Source organism: Inquilinus sp. NPDC058860 (genome assembly GCF_042743185.1).
Lineage (GTDB): Bacteria > Pseudomonadota > Alphaproteobacteria > DSM-16000 > Inquilinaceae > Inquilinus.
This window is the reverse complement of the sequence record NZ_JBHYMS010000004.1, coordinates 168074-183575: the sequence shown is the minus strand read 5'-3', so window position 1 is coordinate 183575 and position 15502 is coordinate 168074. Positions and strand designations below refer to the sequence as shown.

Here is a 15502-nt window from a genome sequence, read left to right as displayed (position 1 = left end):
TGCCGCCGATCACGGCCAGCGGACGCGGGTGAACTCCGCCGTGACCCGACCACCGTCCGGGCGGGTGAACGTCTCGAAGATGCGGTCGCCGACGACCTCCAGACGCAGATCGCGCTCGGTCCGCACGCTGCCCACCCAGTTCGGGAAGGTGGCACCGTCCACCCTGTTGCCGGTGAACCGTCCCTGCGCGTCGACCGTGTAGCGGCCGAAAAAGCCGATGCTGCCGGCCATCGCACGCCGGTTCTCGGCATCGGTGCCGCCGCCGCGCGCATCGGAGGCGAACCGGGGGATGTCGCCATCTGTAAGCACCTCCACAAAGTGCATGTCGCGGGTGAAGACGAGCATGCCGTTGGGCCGCGTGCCGTAAGGCAGGTGCATGGCGCCATCCTTCTCGACGGCGGCCGAGATCATGCGCCACGTGCCGGCGACCTGGTTCGGCGTCGCCTCGCCGGGCGATCCGCGGCCGGAACACGCCGCCAGCACCAGCGCTGCGAGAATCGGGACGGCCGGCCTCATGCGCGGTCCGCCGAATAGGCGATGTCGCGTTGAGCGCGCAGTTCATCGAGCCGCGTGGCCAGCGCCGTGCCGATATTCTCGAACGCGGCGCTGCCCAGCGCGATGCGGCGTCGCGGGGCCTCGGCATCGGCGACGGCGATCATCGCATCGACAGTGCGCTCGGCATCGCCTTTGATCGCGAAGCTGCCCTCGGCGATCGCACGCCGCACCTCGCCGGCCGGCGTGGCGTCATAGGCCGCAAGCGGCCTCGCATGATCCAGCCCGCCGCCGAAACCGGTCGCGGTCGGTCCCGGCTCGGCGATCACGACATCGATTCCGAATGGCGCCACCTCTTGCGCGAGCGCCTCGACAAAGCCCTCGATGCCCCATTTCGTCGCATGGTAGAGGCTGAAATTGGGATAGGCGACCTGTCCGCCTTCGGACGAAACCTGCAGGATGCGTCCGCCGCCCTGCGCCCGCAGGTACGGCAGCACGGCGCGGATGAGTTGGATCGATCCGACGAGATTGGTCGCGATCTGGCGATCGATCTGCGCGTCGCTCACCTCCTCCGCGGCGCCGAACAGGCCGTAGCCGGCATTGCTGACGATGACATCGATGCGGCCCATTGCGGCGAAAGCCGCGTCGACCTCGCGCCGCAACGACGCAGTGTCGGTGACGTCGAAGCACGCCGTTCGCAACCGATCGCCATGCAGCTGCGCGAGTTCATCCAGCCTCTCGACGCGGCGCGCGCACGCGACCACCCGGTCGCCGCGCCCCAGCAGCTTTCGCGCCATGCTCAAGCCGAGGCCGGAGGATGCACCGGTAATCAGCCAAGTGTTCATGCCAATCTCCTTGCTTCCCTCGGGAGATGGATCGGCCGGTCTGTTGTGTTAAGACGGCGCAATCGGCATGGGCCGGTGCAGGAATTTCACCAATGCCGGATGTCAACCTTTCCGATCTGAGGGCATTCGCCGCCGTGGCGCGGCATCGCAGCTTCCGGCGCGCGGCCGATGCGCAGGGGATCTCGCGATCGGCGCTCAGCCATGCCCTGCGGTCGCTCGAACAACGGCTGGGCGTACGGCTTCTGCACCGGACGACGCGCAGCGTCGCGGTGACGGAGGCTGGCGAGCAGTTGCTGCGGCGCCTCGCCCCCATGCTGCGCGAACTGGACGACATGCTGGAGGCGATCAGTCACGGGATGCACGAGCTGGCCGGCACGCTGCGCATCAACGCCAACGAGGGCGGCGCGCGCTGGCTGCTGCGCCATGCCGTTCCCGCCTTCCTTGAACGTCACCCGCGTGTCCTGCTCGATCTCGTCACCGAAGGGCGACTGGTGGATATCGTCGCCGAGGGCTTCGATGCCGGGGTGCGGCTCGCCGAATCGGTGCCGCAGGACATGGTTGCGGTCCCCTTCGGCGGGAAAGCGCGCTTCATCGCCGTCGCCTCCCCCGCCTATGTCGAAGCATTCGGCCGCCCGGCGACGCCGCAGGATCTGCAGAACCATCGCTGCATCCGCCAGCGCCTGCCGAGCGGCAAGCCCTATCGCTGGGAATTCAGCCGCGATGGCCAGGAGATCGCCGTCGACGCGCCGGGCACGTTCATCCTCGACAACAACGGGTTAATGGTCGAGGCCGCGATCCAGGGCCTCGGCGTCGCCTATGTCCCGGAGCCCTATGCCCGCGACGCGCTCGCCGACGGACGGCTGCAGCTCCTGCTGCCGGGATGGTCGCCGCCGTTTCCGGGCCTGTGCCTCTACTATGCCAGCCATCGACACGTCCCTCCCGCCCTCAAGGCGCTCATCGCGATCATGCGGGAGGCTGATCACTCCGGCTGAGAGGCACGCGGCGCCCTGCAAGCGGCCCCTCCTCGAGAGCGGCCGCATGCTGGGAGGCATGTGCTTCCAGGCCGGAAGCACCTCTCAAATACTCAAGCCTGCCCAGGCTCGATCATGGCACGACCAGCAACGGCAGGTCCCGCCGCCCGGCCGCCGGCTCGTCGAAGCCGAAATGCTCCATCACCAGCCGGGTGCCGTCGTCGATCGCCTGCTCCAGCGCCGCCCGGGCGCGCGCCTTATCCTCGGCGCGCAGCGCCTCGAGCAGGATGTCGTGGTTGTGCCGATCGCCGGCCTCGAGCCGCGGCTGCGGATAGAGGTAGTTGAAGCACGGCCCGATTTGCATCCACAGCTGCTCGATCAGGCCGAGCAGCGCCGGCATCCCGGCGAAGCCGTACAGGGCGAAGCGGAACGCGCGGTTGGCCTCGAGCGCATCGCCGGCCCGGCCATGGGCCTTGGCCGAGCGGAAGGCTTCGTTCAGCCGGTCCAGTGCCGCGAAACCGTCCGCGTCGATCCGGCCGCACGCCGTCTCGACCGCCAGCCCTTCCAGTGACTTCCGGATGGTCGCGATCTCGCGATAGCGCTCGCGGGTCACCACCGGCACCTGGAACGCCTGTGCCGGCGCCGCGTCGAGGGCGCCGGCCGCCACCAGCTTCAGCAGCGCTTCCCGCACCGGCGTCAGGCTGGTCCCGAGCTGGCGCGCCAGCTCCCGCGTGTTCAGCCGCTGGCCGGGCCGGAGCGCGCCGGCCATCAGCGCCTCGCGCAGCTGGTTCTCGACGAAGACCGTCAGGCTGGCGCGCGGCGCCTCGCTCAGCACGAAGCTCACCACCGTTTCTCCATCACCGACACCCCGCGCCCCTCGCCCATTCGACCGGCAATATAGCCGTTGTCGGGTTCTGATACATGATATATCGTGTTTTCACAGGCGAGAATGCTTCGCCGAAAATAATCCCATAAGAAGTTTGTCTTTCTTGATCGCGGCCGGTCGGCCCGTTCGGAGGAACAGGATGAGGACTTCGAGGCAACTGGCCGCTGCGGCCCTTCTCGCCTGGGTGGTCGGCTCGGGCACCGCCCTCGGCAACGAGCTGGTGATCGCCCGGCCGGTCTCGCCGGCGGCGATGGATCCGGGCTTCCTGCGCGAGGCGGCGACGATCGTCGACAACATCTTCGACACGCTGGTGCTGCGCGACGCGGACATGAAGCTGGTGCCGGGCCTGGCCGAATCCTGGTCGGCGGTCGACGACACGACCTGGGAGTTCAAGCTGCGGCCCGGCGTGCGCTTCACCGATGGCGAGCCCTTCGACGCCGCGGCGGTGAAGTTCACCCTCGACCGCATCCTCGACCCGGCGGCCAAGGCGCCGACCATCTCCTACATCCGCACCATCGCCGGCGTGGACGTCGTCGACGACCATACGGTGCGGATCCGCACCTCGGCGCCGGACCCGCTGCTGCCGACGCGGATGAGCCGCTACCCCGCCTATATCGTGCCGCCGAAATACCTGCAGGAGGTCGGGCCCGAGGCCTTCGCCCGCAAGCCGGTCGGCACCGGCCCCTACAGGCTGACCGAGTTCGTGCCGGACGACCGGGTCGTGCTCGAGGCCAATCCGGACTATTGGCGCGGCAAGCCGGCGATCGACCGGGTGGTGTGGCGGCCGATCCCGGAGGCGACCGCCCGCGTCGCCGCCCTCCTGACCGGCGAGGTCCAGCTGATCGAAGGCGTGCCGGCCGAGATGGTCGACGCCGTGGGCCAGAGCGGCGATGCCGACCTGATCCAGGTCAAGAATGGCGGGCTGACCATCTATCTCGGCCTGAAATCCGCGGCCAAACCGCTCGACGACGTCCGCGTCCGCCAGGCCCTGTCGCTGGCGATCGACCGCAAGGCGATCGTCGACAACCTGCTGCACGGCCTGGCGACCCCGAGCGGCACCCCGGTCGGGACGCATGATTTCGGCTACCTGCCGGTCGAAGCGCCGGCCGCCGACCCGGCCAAGGCGAAGGCCCTGCTGGCCGAAGCCGGCTATCCCGATGGCTTCGAGATCCAGATGCAGGCGCCGCGTCGCTACATCAACAGCGCCGAGGTCGCCCAGGCGATCGCCCAGCAATTCGCCGCGATCGGGGTCAAGGCCGCGCTCGATATCCCCGAGTGGTCGGTCTATTCGCAGAAGGTGCCGGCCGGCCAGCAGGCGCCGGTCTACATGCTGGGCTGGGGGTCGACCCAGACGCTGGACGCCGATGCCGCGACCTATGCGATCCTGCGCTCGGGCGAGCCCTATTCGACCGTGTCGCTGCCGGATCTCGACGCCCTGCTGGACCAGAGCCGCCGGACGATCGACCCGGCGGCACGGGCGGAGGTGCTGCACAAGATCCAGACCGTGACCGCCGAGCAGGTGCCGGTGATCCCGCTGTACCAGGAGGATTCGCTCTACGCCAAGAGCAAGTCGGTCGAGTTCGTCGGACGGCCGGATGCGCGCATCCCGGTCTACGACATCCGCCTGCGTTGATCCGCGCGACGCCGACGCGGCGAAGGCGCCGGGGCTTCACGGGCGACGTCCTGGTCGGCGCCCCGCTGCTGCTCGCCGTGCTCGCCTTGGCCGCCTTCGGCCCGCTCCTCTGGCCGCCCGACCCGATCGCCGCCGACATCACCGCCACCTTCAAGCCGCCGATGACGATGGTGGCCGGGACGCTGCACCCGCTCGGCACCGACCAGCTCGGCCGCGACCTGCTGGCCCGCATCATCGCCGGCACAAGGCTGTCGCTGGTGATCGTGCTGCTGGCCGGGACCATCGCGGTGGTCCTGGGCACGCTGCTGGGGCTGGTCTCCGGCTTCTTCGGTGGCTGGACCGACCGGATCGTCATGCGGCTGGTCGACATCCAGCTGTCGATCCCCTTCATCCTGCTGATCCTGCTGGTGGTCGCGGTGGTCGGCCCCAGCATCCTGAACCTGGTGCTGATCCTCGGCGTCACCGGCTGGGCGATCTTCGCCCGCATGGCGCGCGCCAAGACGCTGGAGGTCAAGGCGCTCGACTTCGTGCGGGCGGCCCGTGCGCTCGGCGTGCCGACCGCCGGCATCCTGTTCCGCCACATCCTGCCCAATATCCTGACGCCGCAGATCGTGCTGATGACGCTCGACCTGCCGCGGCTGGTGGTGCTGGAGGCCTCGGTCGGCTTCCTCGGCCTCGGCGTCCAGCCGCCGACCGCCACCCTGGGCAACCTGATCGGCGAAGGCCGCTCCTACATCCTGATGGCGGACTGGATCGTGCTGTATCCCGGGCTGGTGATCGCGGCGCTGGTGGTCGGCTGCAACCTGGTCGGCGACTGGCTGATCCGCCGGACCAACGTCCGGATCGACTGAGGCGCCGATGACCCGCTATCTGCTCGACCGCGCCCTGCAATCCGTCGTCGTCCTGCTCGGCGTCTCGGCGATCGTGTTCTTCGCCCTGCACCTGACCGGCGATCCGGCGGCGCTGATGCTGCCGCCCGACGCCAGCCGGGAGGAGATCGAGCGGTTCCGCGCCGCCATGGGCTTCGACGCCCCGCTCCTGCTGCAGTATCTGCGCTATCTCGGTGCCGTGCTGCAGGGCGACCTCGGCACCTCGCTGCGGTTCCAGCAGCCGGTGCTCGGGCTGGTGCTGGAGCGGCTGCCGGCGACGGCGCTGCTCGCGGTCGCGGCCCTGGCGTGGAGCACCCTGGCCGGCTTCCTGCTGGGCATCGTCGGCGCCATCCGCCGCGACGGCTGGGTCGACCTGCTGGTCCGGCTGGTGGCGCTGGCGGGCCAGGCGGTGCCGGTGTTCTGGCTCGGCCTGCTGCTGATCATCCTGTTCTCGCTGCGGCTGCGCTGGCTGCCGACCGGCGGCTATGGCGAGCTGCGCCACCTGGTGCTGCCGGCGGTCTCGCTCGGCGCCTATTACATGAGCGCGGTCACCCGGCTGGTGCGCGCCAGCCTGATCGAGACGCTGGACCAGGACTACATCCGCACCGCCCGCGCCAAGGGCCTGTCGGCCTGGGGCGTGGTCACCCGGCACGCGCTGCGCAACGCGATGATCCCGGTGCTGACGGTGCAGGGCATGTACTTCGCGGCGCTGCTCGGCGGCGCGCTGGTGACCGAGATCATCTTCGCCTGGCCCGGCATCGGCCGGCTGGCGGTGCAGGCGATCCAGAACCGAGACTTCCCGCTGGTCCAGGCGGTGGTGCTGTTCGCGGCCTTCACCTTCGTCGCCATGAACATCCTGGTCGACCTCGCCTATGCCGCGCTGAACCCGAGGATCCGGCTGTGACCGCGCCGCGCGATCCCGCTGTGGCCGAGACGCTCGACCTGCTGCGCGCCTGGACGCCGATCCGCTCGGTCGCCGGCGACCGCGACGGGCTGGCGCGGATGGCCGCGGCATTGTCGGACTGGCTGGTCCGCGAGCTCGGCGCGACGCTGGTCCCCGGCGCCGCCGCGGCCGATCCGCCGATCGTCCATGCCCGCCTGGATATCGGAGCGCCGCGGACGGTCGTGCTCTACAACATGTACGACGTCATGCCGGCCGACCCGGCGGGCTGGAGCGTCGCCCCCTTCACCGGCGGCGAGGCGGAGCTGCCGGGGCTCGGCCCCGCCTTCCTCGGCCGCGGCGCCGAGAACAACAAGGGCCCGCTGGCCGGCATGCTGGTCGCCGCCCGGCGCCTGCTGCGGGCGGGCCGGCTCGGCGTCAATCTCGAGATCCTGGTCGAAGGCCAGGAGGAGAGCGGCAGCGGCGCCCTGCGGCGCTATCTGGCCGCCGATCCCTGCCCGGCCGGCCCGGCCGACGCGGTGCTGTTCCCGTCGCTGTGCGAATATGGCGGCGGGCCGCCGCGGATCTATCTCGGCTTCAAGGGCATCGCCACCGGCGAGATCCGGGTCGAAGGCGGCGCCTGGGGCGGGCCGGAGGCGGCGATCCACAGCAGCAATGCTCCCTGGATCGCCAACCCGGCTTGGCGGCTGGTCTCGGCCCTGGCGGCGATCGCCGGCGGCGACACCGGGACGATCGGCACCGTGCCGCTCGATGCCGAAGCTCAGGCGATCATCGCCCGGCTGGCGGAACGGTTCGACCCGGAGGCCGAGCTGCGCTTCCGCTGCAGCCGGCGTTACGCCGTCGACGGCACGGCGGCGGAGAGGTTGGCCGCGGTGCTGGCGACCGCCTCGCTCAACCTCTCCACCCTGCGCACCGACCCGCCGGACGGCAGGGCGGTGACGCCGCACATGGCCGCCGCCGGCTTCGAGCTGCGCCTGCCGCCGGGCCTCGATCCCGCTGTGGTGCTGGACGACATTCGCGGCCGCCTGCGCGGACTGTCGGACGGCGTCGCCATCGACCTGGCCGACGCCTATCCCGGCTGCCGCTTCCCGGAGAGCGCGACCGGCGTGGCGGAGCTGGCGACGGCCTATCGCGATCTCGGCGCCGAGCCGCAGATCTGGCCCTGGGCGATCGGCAGCGCGCCCGGCTACGCCTTCGCCCGCATCGCCCCAGCCTTCCTGATCGGCGGGCTGGGCCATGGCGGCAACGCCCACGGCATCGACGAGTTCGTGACGTTGGACGGCCTGGCGCGCTTCCTGCGCTCGATCGAAAGCTGGCTGCTCCGCCTCGCCGCGCTCGGCGCCCCTTCCCTTCCCGATACTCCAGGACGAGAGACATGACACCGGACGACTTCCCGCGGGTTCCGCTCGGCTTCTTCCCGACGCCGATCGAGGCGCTGCCGCGCCTCGGCGCGGAGCTGGGGATCGAGCTGTCGATCAAGCGCGACGACTATTCCGGCTTCGGCGGCGGCGGCAACAAGGTCCGCAAGCTGGAGTTCCTGATGGCCGAGGCGCTGGCCGACGGGGTCGAGGTGATCATCACCACCGGCGGGCACCAGTCGAACCACGCCCGCATGGTGGCGGCCGCCGCCTGCAAGTTCGGCATGAAGGCGGTGCTGGTGCTGCGCGGCAACCCGCCGGCCGAGTACCAGGGCAACCTGCTGCTCGACCGGCTGTTCGGGGCCGAGCTGGAGTTCCTCGAGCCCACCGCCTATTTCACCCAGGTCGATCCGCGGATGGAGGCGCATGCCGCCGCCGCCCGCGAGCGCGGGCAGAAGGCGCAGATCATCCCGCTCGGCGGCGCCAACGCGACCGGCGCGCTGGGCTATGTCCGGGCGGTGGCGGAGATGGACGCCCAGCTGCGCGCCGCCGGCCAGGCCGCGCCCGATGTCGTCGTCGTCCCCGCCGGGTCGGGCGGCACGCTGGCCGGGCTGCATGTCGGCGCCCGCCGGCACTGGCCCGAGACCCGCGTGATCGGCATCAGCGTCAGCCGCGACGCCGCCTGGTTCCGGCAGCGGATCTCCGCCATGGCGGCCGACTGCGCCAGGCTGCTGGGCTGGGACCAGGCCTGGTCGCCGTCCGACATCCCGATCGAGGACGGCTTCGTCGGCCCCGGCTACGGCATGCCGTCGGAGGGCGGCGTCGCCGCGATCCACCGCATGGCGCGGACCGAGGGCGTGCTGCTGGACCCGGTCTACACCGGCAAGGCGGTGGACGGGCTGATCACCTTGTGCCGCAACGGCACGATCCCGCCGGGATCGCGGGTCGTCTTCGTCCATTGCGGCGGGTCGCCGGCGCTGTACCCCTTCGCCAAGACGCTGGTCGAGGCCTGAGCCGGCCATGGCCGAGGTCGAGCTCCGCCACCTCTCGCGCCGGGACGTGATCGCGCTGGGCGGCAGCGACATCGCCCTGGCGGTCGAGGACGTGACCGAGGTGCTGCGCCTGATGCGGGCCGGCGAGGCCGCGATGCCGGCCGAGACCGCGGTGGCGCTGGCGGGGTCGGAGCAGGCCAGGGCCTATGCGCTCGCGGCCCGGGTCGGCGGCCGGTTCGGCGCCGCCGGGGTGAAGTGGACTGCGCACCGGGCGCCGGCCACGGACGGGGCGCCGCAGATCCTGTCGCTGACCCTGGTCAACGACCTCGCCACCGGCCGGCCGCGCGGCCTGGTCGAGAGCGCCCTGCTGACCGCCATCCGAACAGCCGCGGTCTCGGCGCTGGCCCTCCGCACCGTCGCCCCGCGGCGACCGCGGCGCGTCGCCGTGCTCGGCGCCGGGGTGCAGGCCCGGGCCCATCTCGCCATGCTGGCGGCGCTGTTCCCGGCGGTGGAGGAGGTCACGATCTGGAACCGCAGCCCCGCCCGGCGCAAGGCCCTGGTCGCGGCGGTCCGCCCGGCCGCACCCTGGCCGATCCGCCTGGCCGACGATCCTGCCGAGATCGCCGCGGGCGATGCCGACGCCATCCTCGCCTGCACCGCGGCGCCGCAGCCGATCCTCGGCCGCGGGGCGGTCCGGCCGGGACGGATCCTGCTGCAGATCGGCTATCACGAGGTCGAGTTCGACGCGATCGATGATGCCGACGCCGTCGTCGTCGATCTGTGGGGCGACTTCGCCCGGACCAGCGCCAAGAGCCTGTTCCAGATGCACCGCGCCGGGCGGTTCCCGGCGGAGCAGGTGGCGGCCGACCTGTCGGCGGCGGTGCTGGACGGCTGGCGACCGGCCCCGGACGCCGCCGTCTACATGTCGAGCTTCGGCCTGAACGTGTTCGACATCGCCCTGGCCGCCCGGGTCCTGGCCCGGGCCGAAGCAGAGGGCATCGGCCGGACGCTGCCGATGTCGGGAGACGAGAGAGGAGACTGGCCATGGCCGTGACCATCGGCGCCGCCGAGTTGCGCCACCGGCTCGCCGCCGGCGAGCGCCTGATCCTGGCCGATGTGCGGCCCGAGGCGGAGTGGCGGCGGGCCACCATCCCCGGCGCGATCGGGCTGAACGTCTACGACTACTTCATCCCGCAGAGCGACCCGTCCGGCATCGCCGCCATGGCGGGCGCCGCGGCCGGCGCCTTCGCGGCGGCAGGGATCGACGGCCGCATGCCGGTCGTCCATTTCGAGCAGGCGACCGGCATGATCTCGCCGCGCGGGCTGTGGTTCCAGGAGTTCCTCGGCCTGCCCGGCGGGCTGATCCTCGACGGCGGCATCGACGCCTGGATCGCCGGCGGCGGCCCGACCCGGCCGGGCACCGGCCCTGCCCTGGCGGTGACGGCCGGCGCGGCCCTGCCGGAACCGCCGGCGCCGCGGCTCAACCTCGTCGCCACCATCGACGAGGTCGTGGGGCTCGATCCCGGCCGGGCGACGCTGCTCGACGTCCGCCGCCGCAGCGAGCACGAGGGCAGCTTCGTCCATCCGTGCTGCGCCCGGCCGGGCCGCATCCCGCATTCCGCCTTCCTGTTCTGGGAGGATCTGCTGGAGGGCGGCCGCTACCGGCCGGCGGCCGAGATCACCGCCCTGGCCGCGGCGGCCGGGCTGTCGCCGGACAAGAAGGTGATCACCTATTGCCACCGCGGCGCCCGTGCCGCGACGGCCCTCTACGGCCTGCGGCTCGCCGGATATCGAGACGTCGCGGTGTTCGTCGGCTCCTGGCACGAATGGGCGGCCCGAGCGGATCTTGCGATCGGATAAGGAGCAGACGTCGACGAGCCGACCTGTAGCTCGACCACTCTCTTCACCCGCTTACCTGTTTCGAGTCCACCTGCCGCGCTGCGCCTTCTCCGCCGAGGTCGAGCACCAGCCGGCCGGCGACCTGTCCCCGTCGCAGCCGCGCCAGCGCCTCGTTCACCTGCTCGAGCGGCACCGTCTCGACCGTGGCCGTCACAAGGCCGCGGGCCGCGAAATCCACCGCCTCCTGCAGGTCCTGGCGGGTGCCGACATTGGAGCCGCGGATCGACTTCTCCCAGTTGGAGATGGCGGCGATCGACAGCCGGATCGCATCCCGCTCGCCGCCCGGAAGGCCGATGAAGACGGCGGTGCCGCCGGGCCGGATCAGGGCCAGGCTCTGCTCGAAGGCGGCCGGCGCCGGGGCGGTGACGATCGCCGCAGCGGCGCCGCCGCCGGTCAGGGCGGTGACGGCCCCGGCCGCGTCGGGCCCGGCTGCGATCACCGCTTCGGCACCGAGCCGCCGGGCGAGGTCGAGCTTGGCCGGGTCGACGTCGAGCACGATCGGGCGGAAGCCCATGGCGCGGGCGTATTGCACGGCGACATGGCCGAGGCCGCCGGCGCCGACGATGGCGACGAAGTCACCGGCCCGGGCCTCGCTGCGCCGCAGGCCGCGATAGGTGGTGACCCCGGCGCACAGGATCGGGGCGATGCGGACGAGATCGACCCCGTCGGGGATCAGGCCGACGAAATCCGCCCGCGCCACCATGTACTCGGCATAGCCGCCGTCGCAGCTGAAGCCGGTGGCGCCGCCCTCCGGGCAGATCGTCTCCATCCCCGCCCGGCACCAGGCGCAGCGGCCGCAGGCGCCGGCCATCCAGGGCACGCCGACGGCGGCGCCGAGCGCCGGCCGGTCGACGCCCCGGCCGTGCGCCACGACGTGGCCCGTCGCCTCATGGCCGGGGATCAGCGGCATCTTCGGCGGCTCGCCCCAGTCGCCGTCGACCGCATGCAGGTCGGAATGGCAGACGCCGCAGGCGGCGACCCGGATCAGGATCTCGCCCGGACCCGGCTCGGGTACCGCCGCGGTTCCGATCTCCAGCGGCTCCCCGACCCGGCGCAGCAGCGCCCGACGCATCCCCGGCATTCCGGCTTCCTTCTCAGTGATTCAGTTAGTTGAATATTCAACAATCTGAAATTACGGTACAGCGGATAAATCCAGCCATGGGAGACCGGACGGGATGATCACGATCACGGCGATCCTGCGCGCGAAACCGGGGGCGGAGGCCGAGCTGCAGGCGGCGCTCCTCGCCGTCACGGCGCATGTCCGGGCCGCGGAGCCCGGCACGATCGACTTCTTCGTCTCCCGCGACGCCGAGGCGCCGGCCGTCTTCACCACCTATGAGCGGTTCCGCGACCGCGCCGCCATGGACAAGCACAACCACTCCGCTTCCGTCGCCGCCTTCTTCGCCGCGGCAACGCCGATCCTGGACGGGCCGGTGATCCTGCACATCTGCGACGAGGTCAGCACGAAACGGTGAGAGACCGCTTGGAAATGCTACTGGTGCGGCCGTCTGACGGCGGTTTCTGCGCTTCCGGTGCTCACGGACCCAAACGTCCGCTGCGCTCCGGTTCTCGAAACCACCGCCAGCCGACTCACACCAGCGCATTTCCAAACGGTCTCTGATCCCCTACTCCGCGATCAGGCCGCGCAGGATCTCGGTCAGGCGGGCGAGGTCTCCGGGGGAAAGGCGGTCGAGGACGCGCTTCTGCTGCTCGGTCGCGTAGCCGCCGATCTTCTGCCACAGCGCCTGGCCCCGCCTGGTGGCGTAGATCAGCACGCGGCGCCGGTCGTTCGGGTCGGGCGCGCGGATCACCAGCGACTGCGCCACCATGCGGTCGATGATCTTGGTCAGGGTCGGCGCCTCGACGAAGACCTGCTCGGCCAGTTCGGTCATCGGCCGGCCCTGGCCGTCGGCGAGCAGGCCGAGGACCCGGGACTGCTCGATCGGCACCCCCTGGGGACGCAGCTTCTCCCTGAGCTCTTCCTCGAATTGACGGTTCACGCCGGCGATGAGATAGGCCAGGTGATCTTCCAGGCGCTCCGGCGGCATGACTTCTCGACCATCGAAATTTCATTAGATGAGTTCGGAAGTAAATACGCGGGACTGGCCCGGCTTTCAAGACCGACAGGACTTTCGTCCCCGGCGGCCACCCTTGCCCAGAACATGGGCACCCGGGATCGCCCCGCCGATTTTTGCGCCATGCCGGCGACGGCCGGAGCGGCAGGAGCCCATCCGGGGGCCATGTCGCCGGGATGGCATGCACATTGCTTCGCGTCGTCGACAGACTCGAAGCCGCGCTCGACGGGCGATGCGGCACTCCGTCGGCGCGTCCAGCCTGCGAGGCCGGCCTGCGAGGGACATGGCGTGAAGATCGGGTTGCTGCTGCCGCGGGACGGGCCGGCCGGCCTGTGGTCCCCCTCGACCGAAGCCAGCGCCCTGCTGGCGGTCGCGGAGATCAACGCCCGCGGCGGCATCCGCGGCCGTCCGATCGACCTCGTCCTCGGCGATGCCGGCGGCACGGTGGCGGAGGCGGCGGAGGCGGCCGACGACCTGATCGTGCTGGACGAGGTCGACCTGCTGGTCGGCATGCATCCGAGCGACATGCGCGAGGCGGTGACCGCGGCGGTGCGCGGCCGCCGGCCCTATCTGTACACCCCGCAATATGAGGGCGGCCGGATCGAGGCCGGCGTGACGGCGACCGGCGTCACCGCAGCCGAGCTGCTGCAGCCTGGCCTGCACTGGCTGTCGGAGCGGCGCGGCGCCCGGCGCTTCTTCATCGTCGGCAACGACTATGTCTGGCCGCAGGTGTCGAGCGCCGTCGCCCGCGCGCTGATCCGCGACGGCGGCGGCACGCTGGTCGGGCAGAGCTTCCTGCCCTACGGCGCGCGGGACTACGATCCGGTCTTCGCGGCGATCCGGCGGACCCGGGCCGATGTCGTGATCCTGCTGCTGCTGGGCCAGGAGGCGATCGCCTTCAACCGCGAATTCGCCGCAGCCGGGCTCGACCGCCGCCATCTCCGCTTCGCGCTGGCGACCGACGAGACCGTGCTGTACGGCATCGGCGCCGACGCCTCGGCCGGCCTCCACATCACCGCGACCTATCTCGCGACGCTGCGCTCGGCCGGCAATGACGGCTTTCTCGAGCGCTATCACGACAGCTTCGGGGCCCATGCGCCGACCCCGAATTCCTTCTGCCAGTCCTGCTACGACGCGCTGCACGCCCTGGCGGGGCGGCCGCGGCCGGCGCCTCGCCGGGCCGTGCATCTGGCCGAGGCCGACGGGCTTGACTTCCGCGTCATCGCCAGCTTCTGAACCGGCTGCGGCGTCGGTTGATAAATCTATTGCCATCTCATTAATTGCCGTTTCATATATATCCAACTCACAAAATCGACGGCAGGAGAGGCGGCTCATGCGGATCTCGCGGCGTGACGTTCTGAAAACCACGGCCCTGTCGGCGGCCGGCCTCCTGGCCGGCCCGGCGATCCTGCGGCACGGCGCCCTCGGCGCCGACGACCCGATCCTGGTCGGCAGCCTGCACGACCAGTCCGGCCCGATCGCGGCCACCGGCGTGCCGATGGTCGCCAGCCTGCAGCTCGCGATCGAGGAGGCGAACGCCGCCGGCGGCCTCTTGGGCCGGCCGCTGAAGCTGGTGCATTACGACACCCAGTCGACGATCCAGATGTACAGCCAGTACGCCCAGCAGCTCGCGCTCAAGGACAAGGTCGCGATCGTGCATGGCGGCATCACCTCGGCCTCGCGCGAGGCGATCCGGCCGATCTTCGACCGGTTCAAGGTGCTGTACTTCTACAACACGCTGTACGAGGGCGGCGTCTGCGACCGCAACATCTTCTGCACCGGCACCACCCCGGCCCAGACGGTGGAGAAGCTGGTCCCTTCGGCGATGAAGAGCTGGGGCAAGAAGGCCTACATCATCGCCGCCGACTACAATTACGGCCAGATCACCGCCAAGTGGATGACCAAATACGTCCAGGACAATGGCGGCGAGGTCCTGTCGACCGACTTCTTCCCGCTGGACGTGACCAATTTCGGCCCGACGATCAGCAAGATCCAGGCGGCCAAGCCGGACATCATCCTGTCGGCCCTGGTCGGCGGCAACCACACCGCCTTCTACCGGCAATGGGCCTCGGCCGGGATGAAGAAGGAGATCCCGATCGCCTCGACCACCTTCGGCCTGGTCAACGAGCAGACCACGCTGGACGCGCAGGAGAGCGACGGCGTGCTCGCCGCCTACGGCTATTTCGAGGAGCTGACGACCCCGGCCAGCGCCACTTATGTCAAGAAGCTGAAGGACAAGTTCGGCGCCGACATCCCCTATATCTCCGAGATCGCCGCCGCGACCTATGAGGGCTTCTATTTGTGGCTCGAAGGGGTGAAGAAGGCCGGCTCGCTCGACCGCATGAAGGTGATCGAGGCGCTGGAGACCGGCATCAGCTTCGACGGGCCGACCGGCAAGGTCGTGCTCGACCACGCCACCCATCACGCCACGCGCAACGCCTATCTCGGCAGCGTCAAGGACCGGCACTTCTCGGTGGTCGAGACCTTTGAGCAGCAGCCGCCCGCCGACACCGCGGCGGTCTGCAACCTGATCGAGAAGCCGACCGACAACCAGCAATACGTGATCAAGGTCTGAGCGGGG

At 70.7% G+C, this 15502-nt stretch carries 16 protein-coding genes; 11 read left to right on the top strand and 5 right to left on the bottom strand.

What is annotated here, in order from left to right; all coding sequences use genetic code 11:
• Window positions 1-9: 9 nt before the first annotated feature.
• Both ACFW16_RS04705 and ACFW16_RS04700 read right to left on the bottom strand, forming a co-directional pair.
• Window positions 10-516, bottom strand: coding sequence for a lipocalin-like domain-containing protein (locus ACFW16_RS04705; RefSeq protein ID WP_380302347.1), 507 nt, complete (start codon window positions 514-516; stop codon window positions 10-12).
• Entirely contained in the window at window positions 513-1337 is an 825-nt protein-coding gene (locus tag ACFW16_RS04700; protein WP_380302345.1) for an SDR family oxidoreductase, read from the bottom strand. The genes ACFW16_RS04705 and ACFW16_RS04700 overlap by 4 nt, the downstream gene beginning before the upstream one ends.
• 92 nt (window positions 1338-1429) lie before the next feature.
• Between ACFW16_RS04700 and ACFW16_RS04695 the strand changes: the two genes are divergently transcribed.
• Window positions 1430-2329, top strand: a complete 900-nt coding sequence (locus ACFW16_RS04695) for a LysR family transcriptional regulator (protein WP_380302343.1) — start codon at window positions 1430-1432, stop codon at window positions 2327-2329.
• 112 nt (window positions 2330-2441) lie between these two features.
• Here ACFW16_RS04695 and ACFW16_RS04690 read toward each other — a convergent pair whose 3' ends face one another.
• Window positions 2442-3152, bottom strand: a complete 711-nt coding sequence (locus tag ACFW16_RS04690) for an FCD domain-containing protein (RefSeq protein ID WP_380302341.1) — start codon at window positions 3150-3152, stop codon at window positions 2442-2444.
• A 181-nt stretch (window positions 3153-3333) separates the two neighbouring features.
• Between ACFW16_RS04690 and ACFW16_RS04685 the strand changes: the two genes are divergently transcribed.
• The 7 genes from ACFW16_RS04685 to ACFW16_RS04655 are packed head-to-tail and all read left to right on the top strand — an operon-like array spanning window position 3334 to window position 10807.
• Complete coding sequence (locus tag ACFW16_RS04685) at window positions 3334-4827, top strand: ABC transporter substrate-binding protein (RefSeq protein ID WP_380302339.1); 1494 nt, start codon at window positions 3334-3336, stop codon at window positions 4825-4827.
• The gene (locus ACFW16_RS04680; protein WP_380302337.1) at window positions 4824-5678 is read left to right on the top strand and encodes an ABC transporter permease; all 855 of its coding nucleotides are present in this window, start codon (window positions 4824-4826) and stop codon (window positions 5676-5678) included. The genes ACFW16_RS04685 and ACFW16_RS04680 overlap by 4 nt, the downstream gene beginning before the upstream one ends.
• A 7-nt stretch (window positions 5679-5685) precedes the next feature.
• A complete protein-coding gene (locus ACFW16_RS04675) occupies window positions 5686-6600 on the top strand; it encodes an ABC transporter permease (protein ID WP_380302335.1) in 915 nt (304 codons plus the stop codon).
• A complete protein-coding gene (locus ACFW16_RS04670) occupies window positions 6597-7976 on the top strand; it encodes a M20/M25/M40 family metallo-hydrolase (protein WP_380302333.1) in 1380 nt (459 codons plus the stop codon). Before ACFW16_RS04675 ends, ACFW16_RS04670 begins: the two co-directional genes overlap by 4 nt.
• A complete protein-coding gene (locus ACFW16_RS04665) occupies window positions 7973-8968 on the top strand; it encodes a 1-aminocyclopropane-1-carboxylate deaminase/D-cysteine desulfhydrase (RefSeq protein ID WP_380302331.1) in 996 nt (331 codons plus the stop codon). Before ACFW16_RS04670 ends, ACFW16_RS04665 begins: the two co-directional genes overlap by 4 nt.
• Before the next feature lie 7 nt (window positions 8969-8975).
• On the top strand, window positions 8976-10001 hold the full coding sequence (locus ACFW16_RS04660; protein ID WP_380302329.1) for a hypothetical protein: 1026 nt from the start codon (window positions 8976-8978) through the stop codon (window positions 9999-10001).
• Window positions 9992-10807, top strand: coding sequence for a sulfurtransferase (locus tag ACFW16_RS04655; RefSeq protein ID WP_380302327.1), 816 nt, complete (start codon window positions 9992-9994; stop codon window positions 10805-10807). The genes ACFW16_RS04660 and ACFW16_RS04655 overlap by 10 nt, the downstream gene beginning before the upstream one ends.
• Before the next feature lie 43 nt (window positions 10808-10850).
• Here ACFW16_RS04655 and ACFW16_RS04650 read toward each other — a convergent pair whose 3' ends face one another.
• Window positions 10851-11927: an alcohol dehydrogenase catalytic domain-containing protein gene (locus tag ACFW16_RS04650; protein ID WP_380302325.1), complete on the bottom strand. Its 1077-nt coding sequence runs from the start codon at window positions 11925-11927 to the stop codon at window positions 10851-10853.
• A gap of 94 nt (window positions 11928-12021) precedes the next feature.
• Between ACFW16_RS04650 and ACFW16_RS04645 the strand changes: the two genes are divergently transcribed.
• A complete protein-coding gene (locus tag ACFW16_RS04645) occupies window positions 12022-12321 on the top strand; it encodes a putative quinol monooxygenase (RefSeq protein WP_380302323.1) in 300 nt (99 codons plus the stop codon).
• A 150-nt stretch (window positions 12322-12471) separates the two neighbouring features.
• Here the strand turns inward: ACFW16_RS04645 and ACFW16_RS04640 are convergent, their stop codons facing one another.
• Window positions 12472-12894: a MarR family winged helix-turn-helix transcriptional regulator gene (locus ACFW16_RS04640; protein WP_380302321.1), complete on the bottom strand. Its 423-nt coding sequence runs from the start codon at window positions 12892-12894 to the stop codon at window positions 12472-12474.
• A 315-nt stretch (window positions 12895-13209) separates the two neighbouring features.
• On the opposite strand from ACFW16_RS04640, the gene ACFW16_RS04635 reads away from it, so the two are divergent.
• Together ACFW16_RS04635 and ACFW16_RS04630 are read left to right on the top strand one after the other, a co-directional pair.
• Window positions 13210-14157: a substrate-binding domain-containing protein gene (locus tag ACFW16_RS04635; RefSeq protein WP_380302319.1), complete on the top strand. Its 948-nt coding sequence runs from the start codon at window positions 13210-13212 to the stop codon at window positions 14155-14157.
• 97 nt (window positions 14158-14254) lie between these two features.
• Complete coding sequence (locus tag ACFW16_RS04630) at window positions 14255-15496, top strand: ABC transporter substrate-binding protein (protein WP_380302317.1); 1242 nt, start codon at window positions 14255-14257, stop codon at window positions 15494-15496.
• Window positions 15497-15502: the final 6 nt, after the last annotated feature.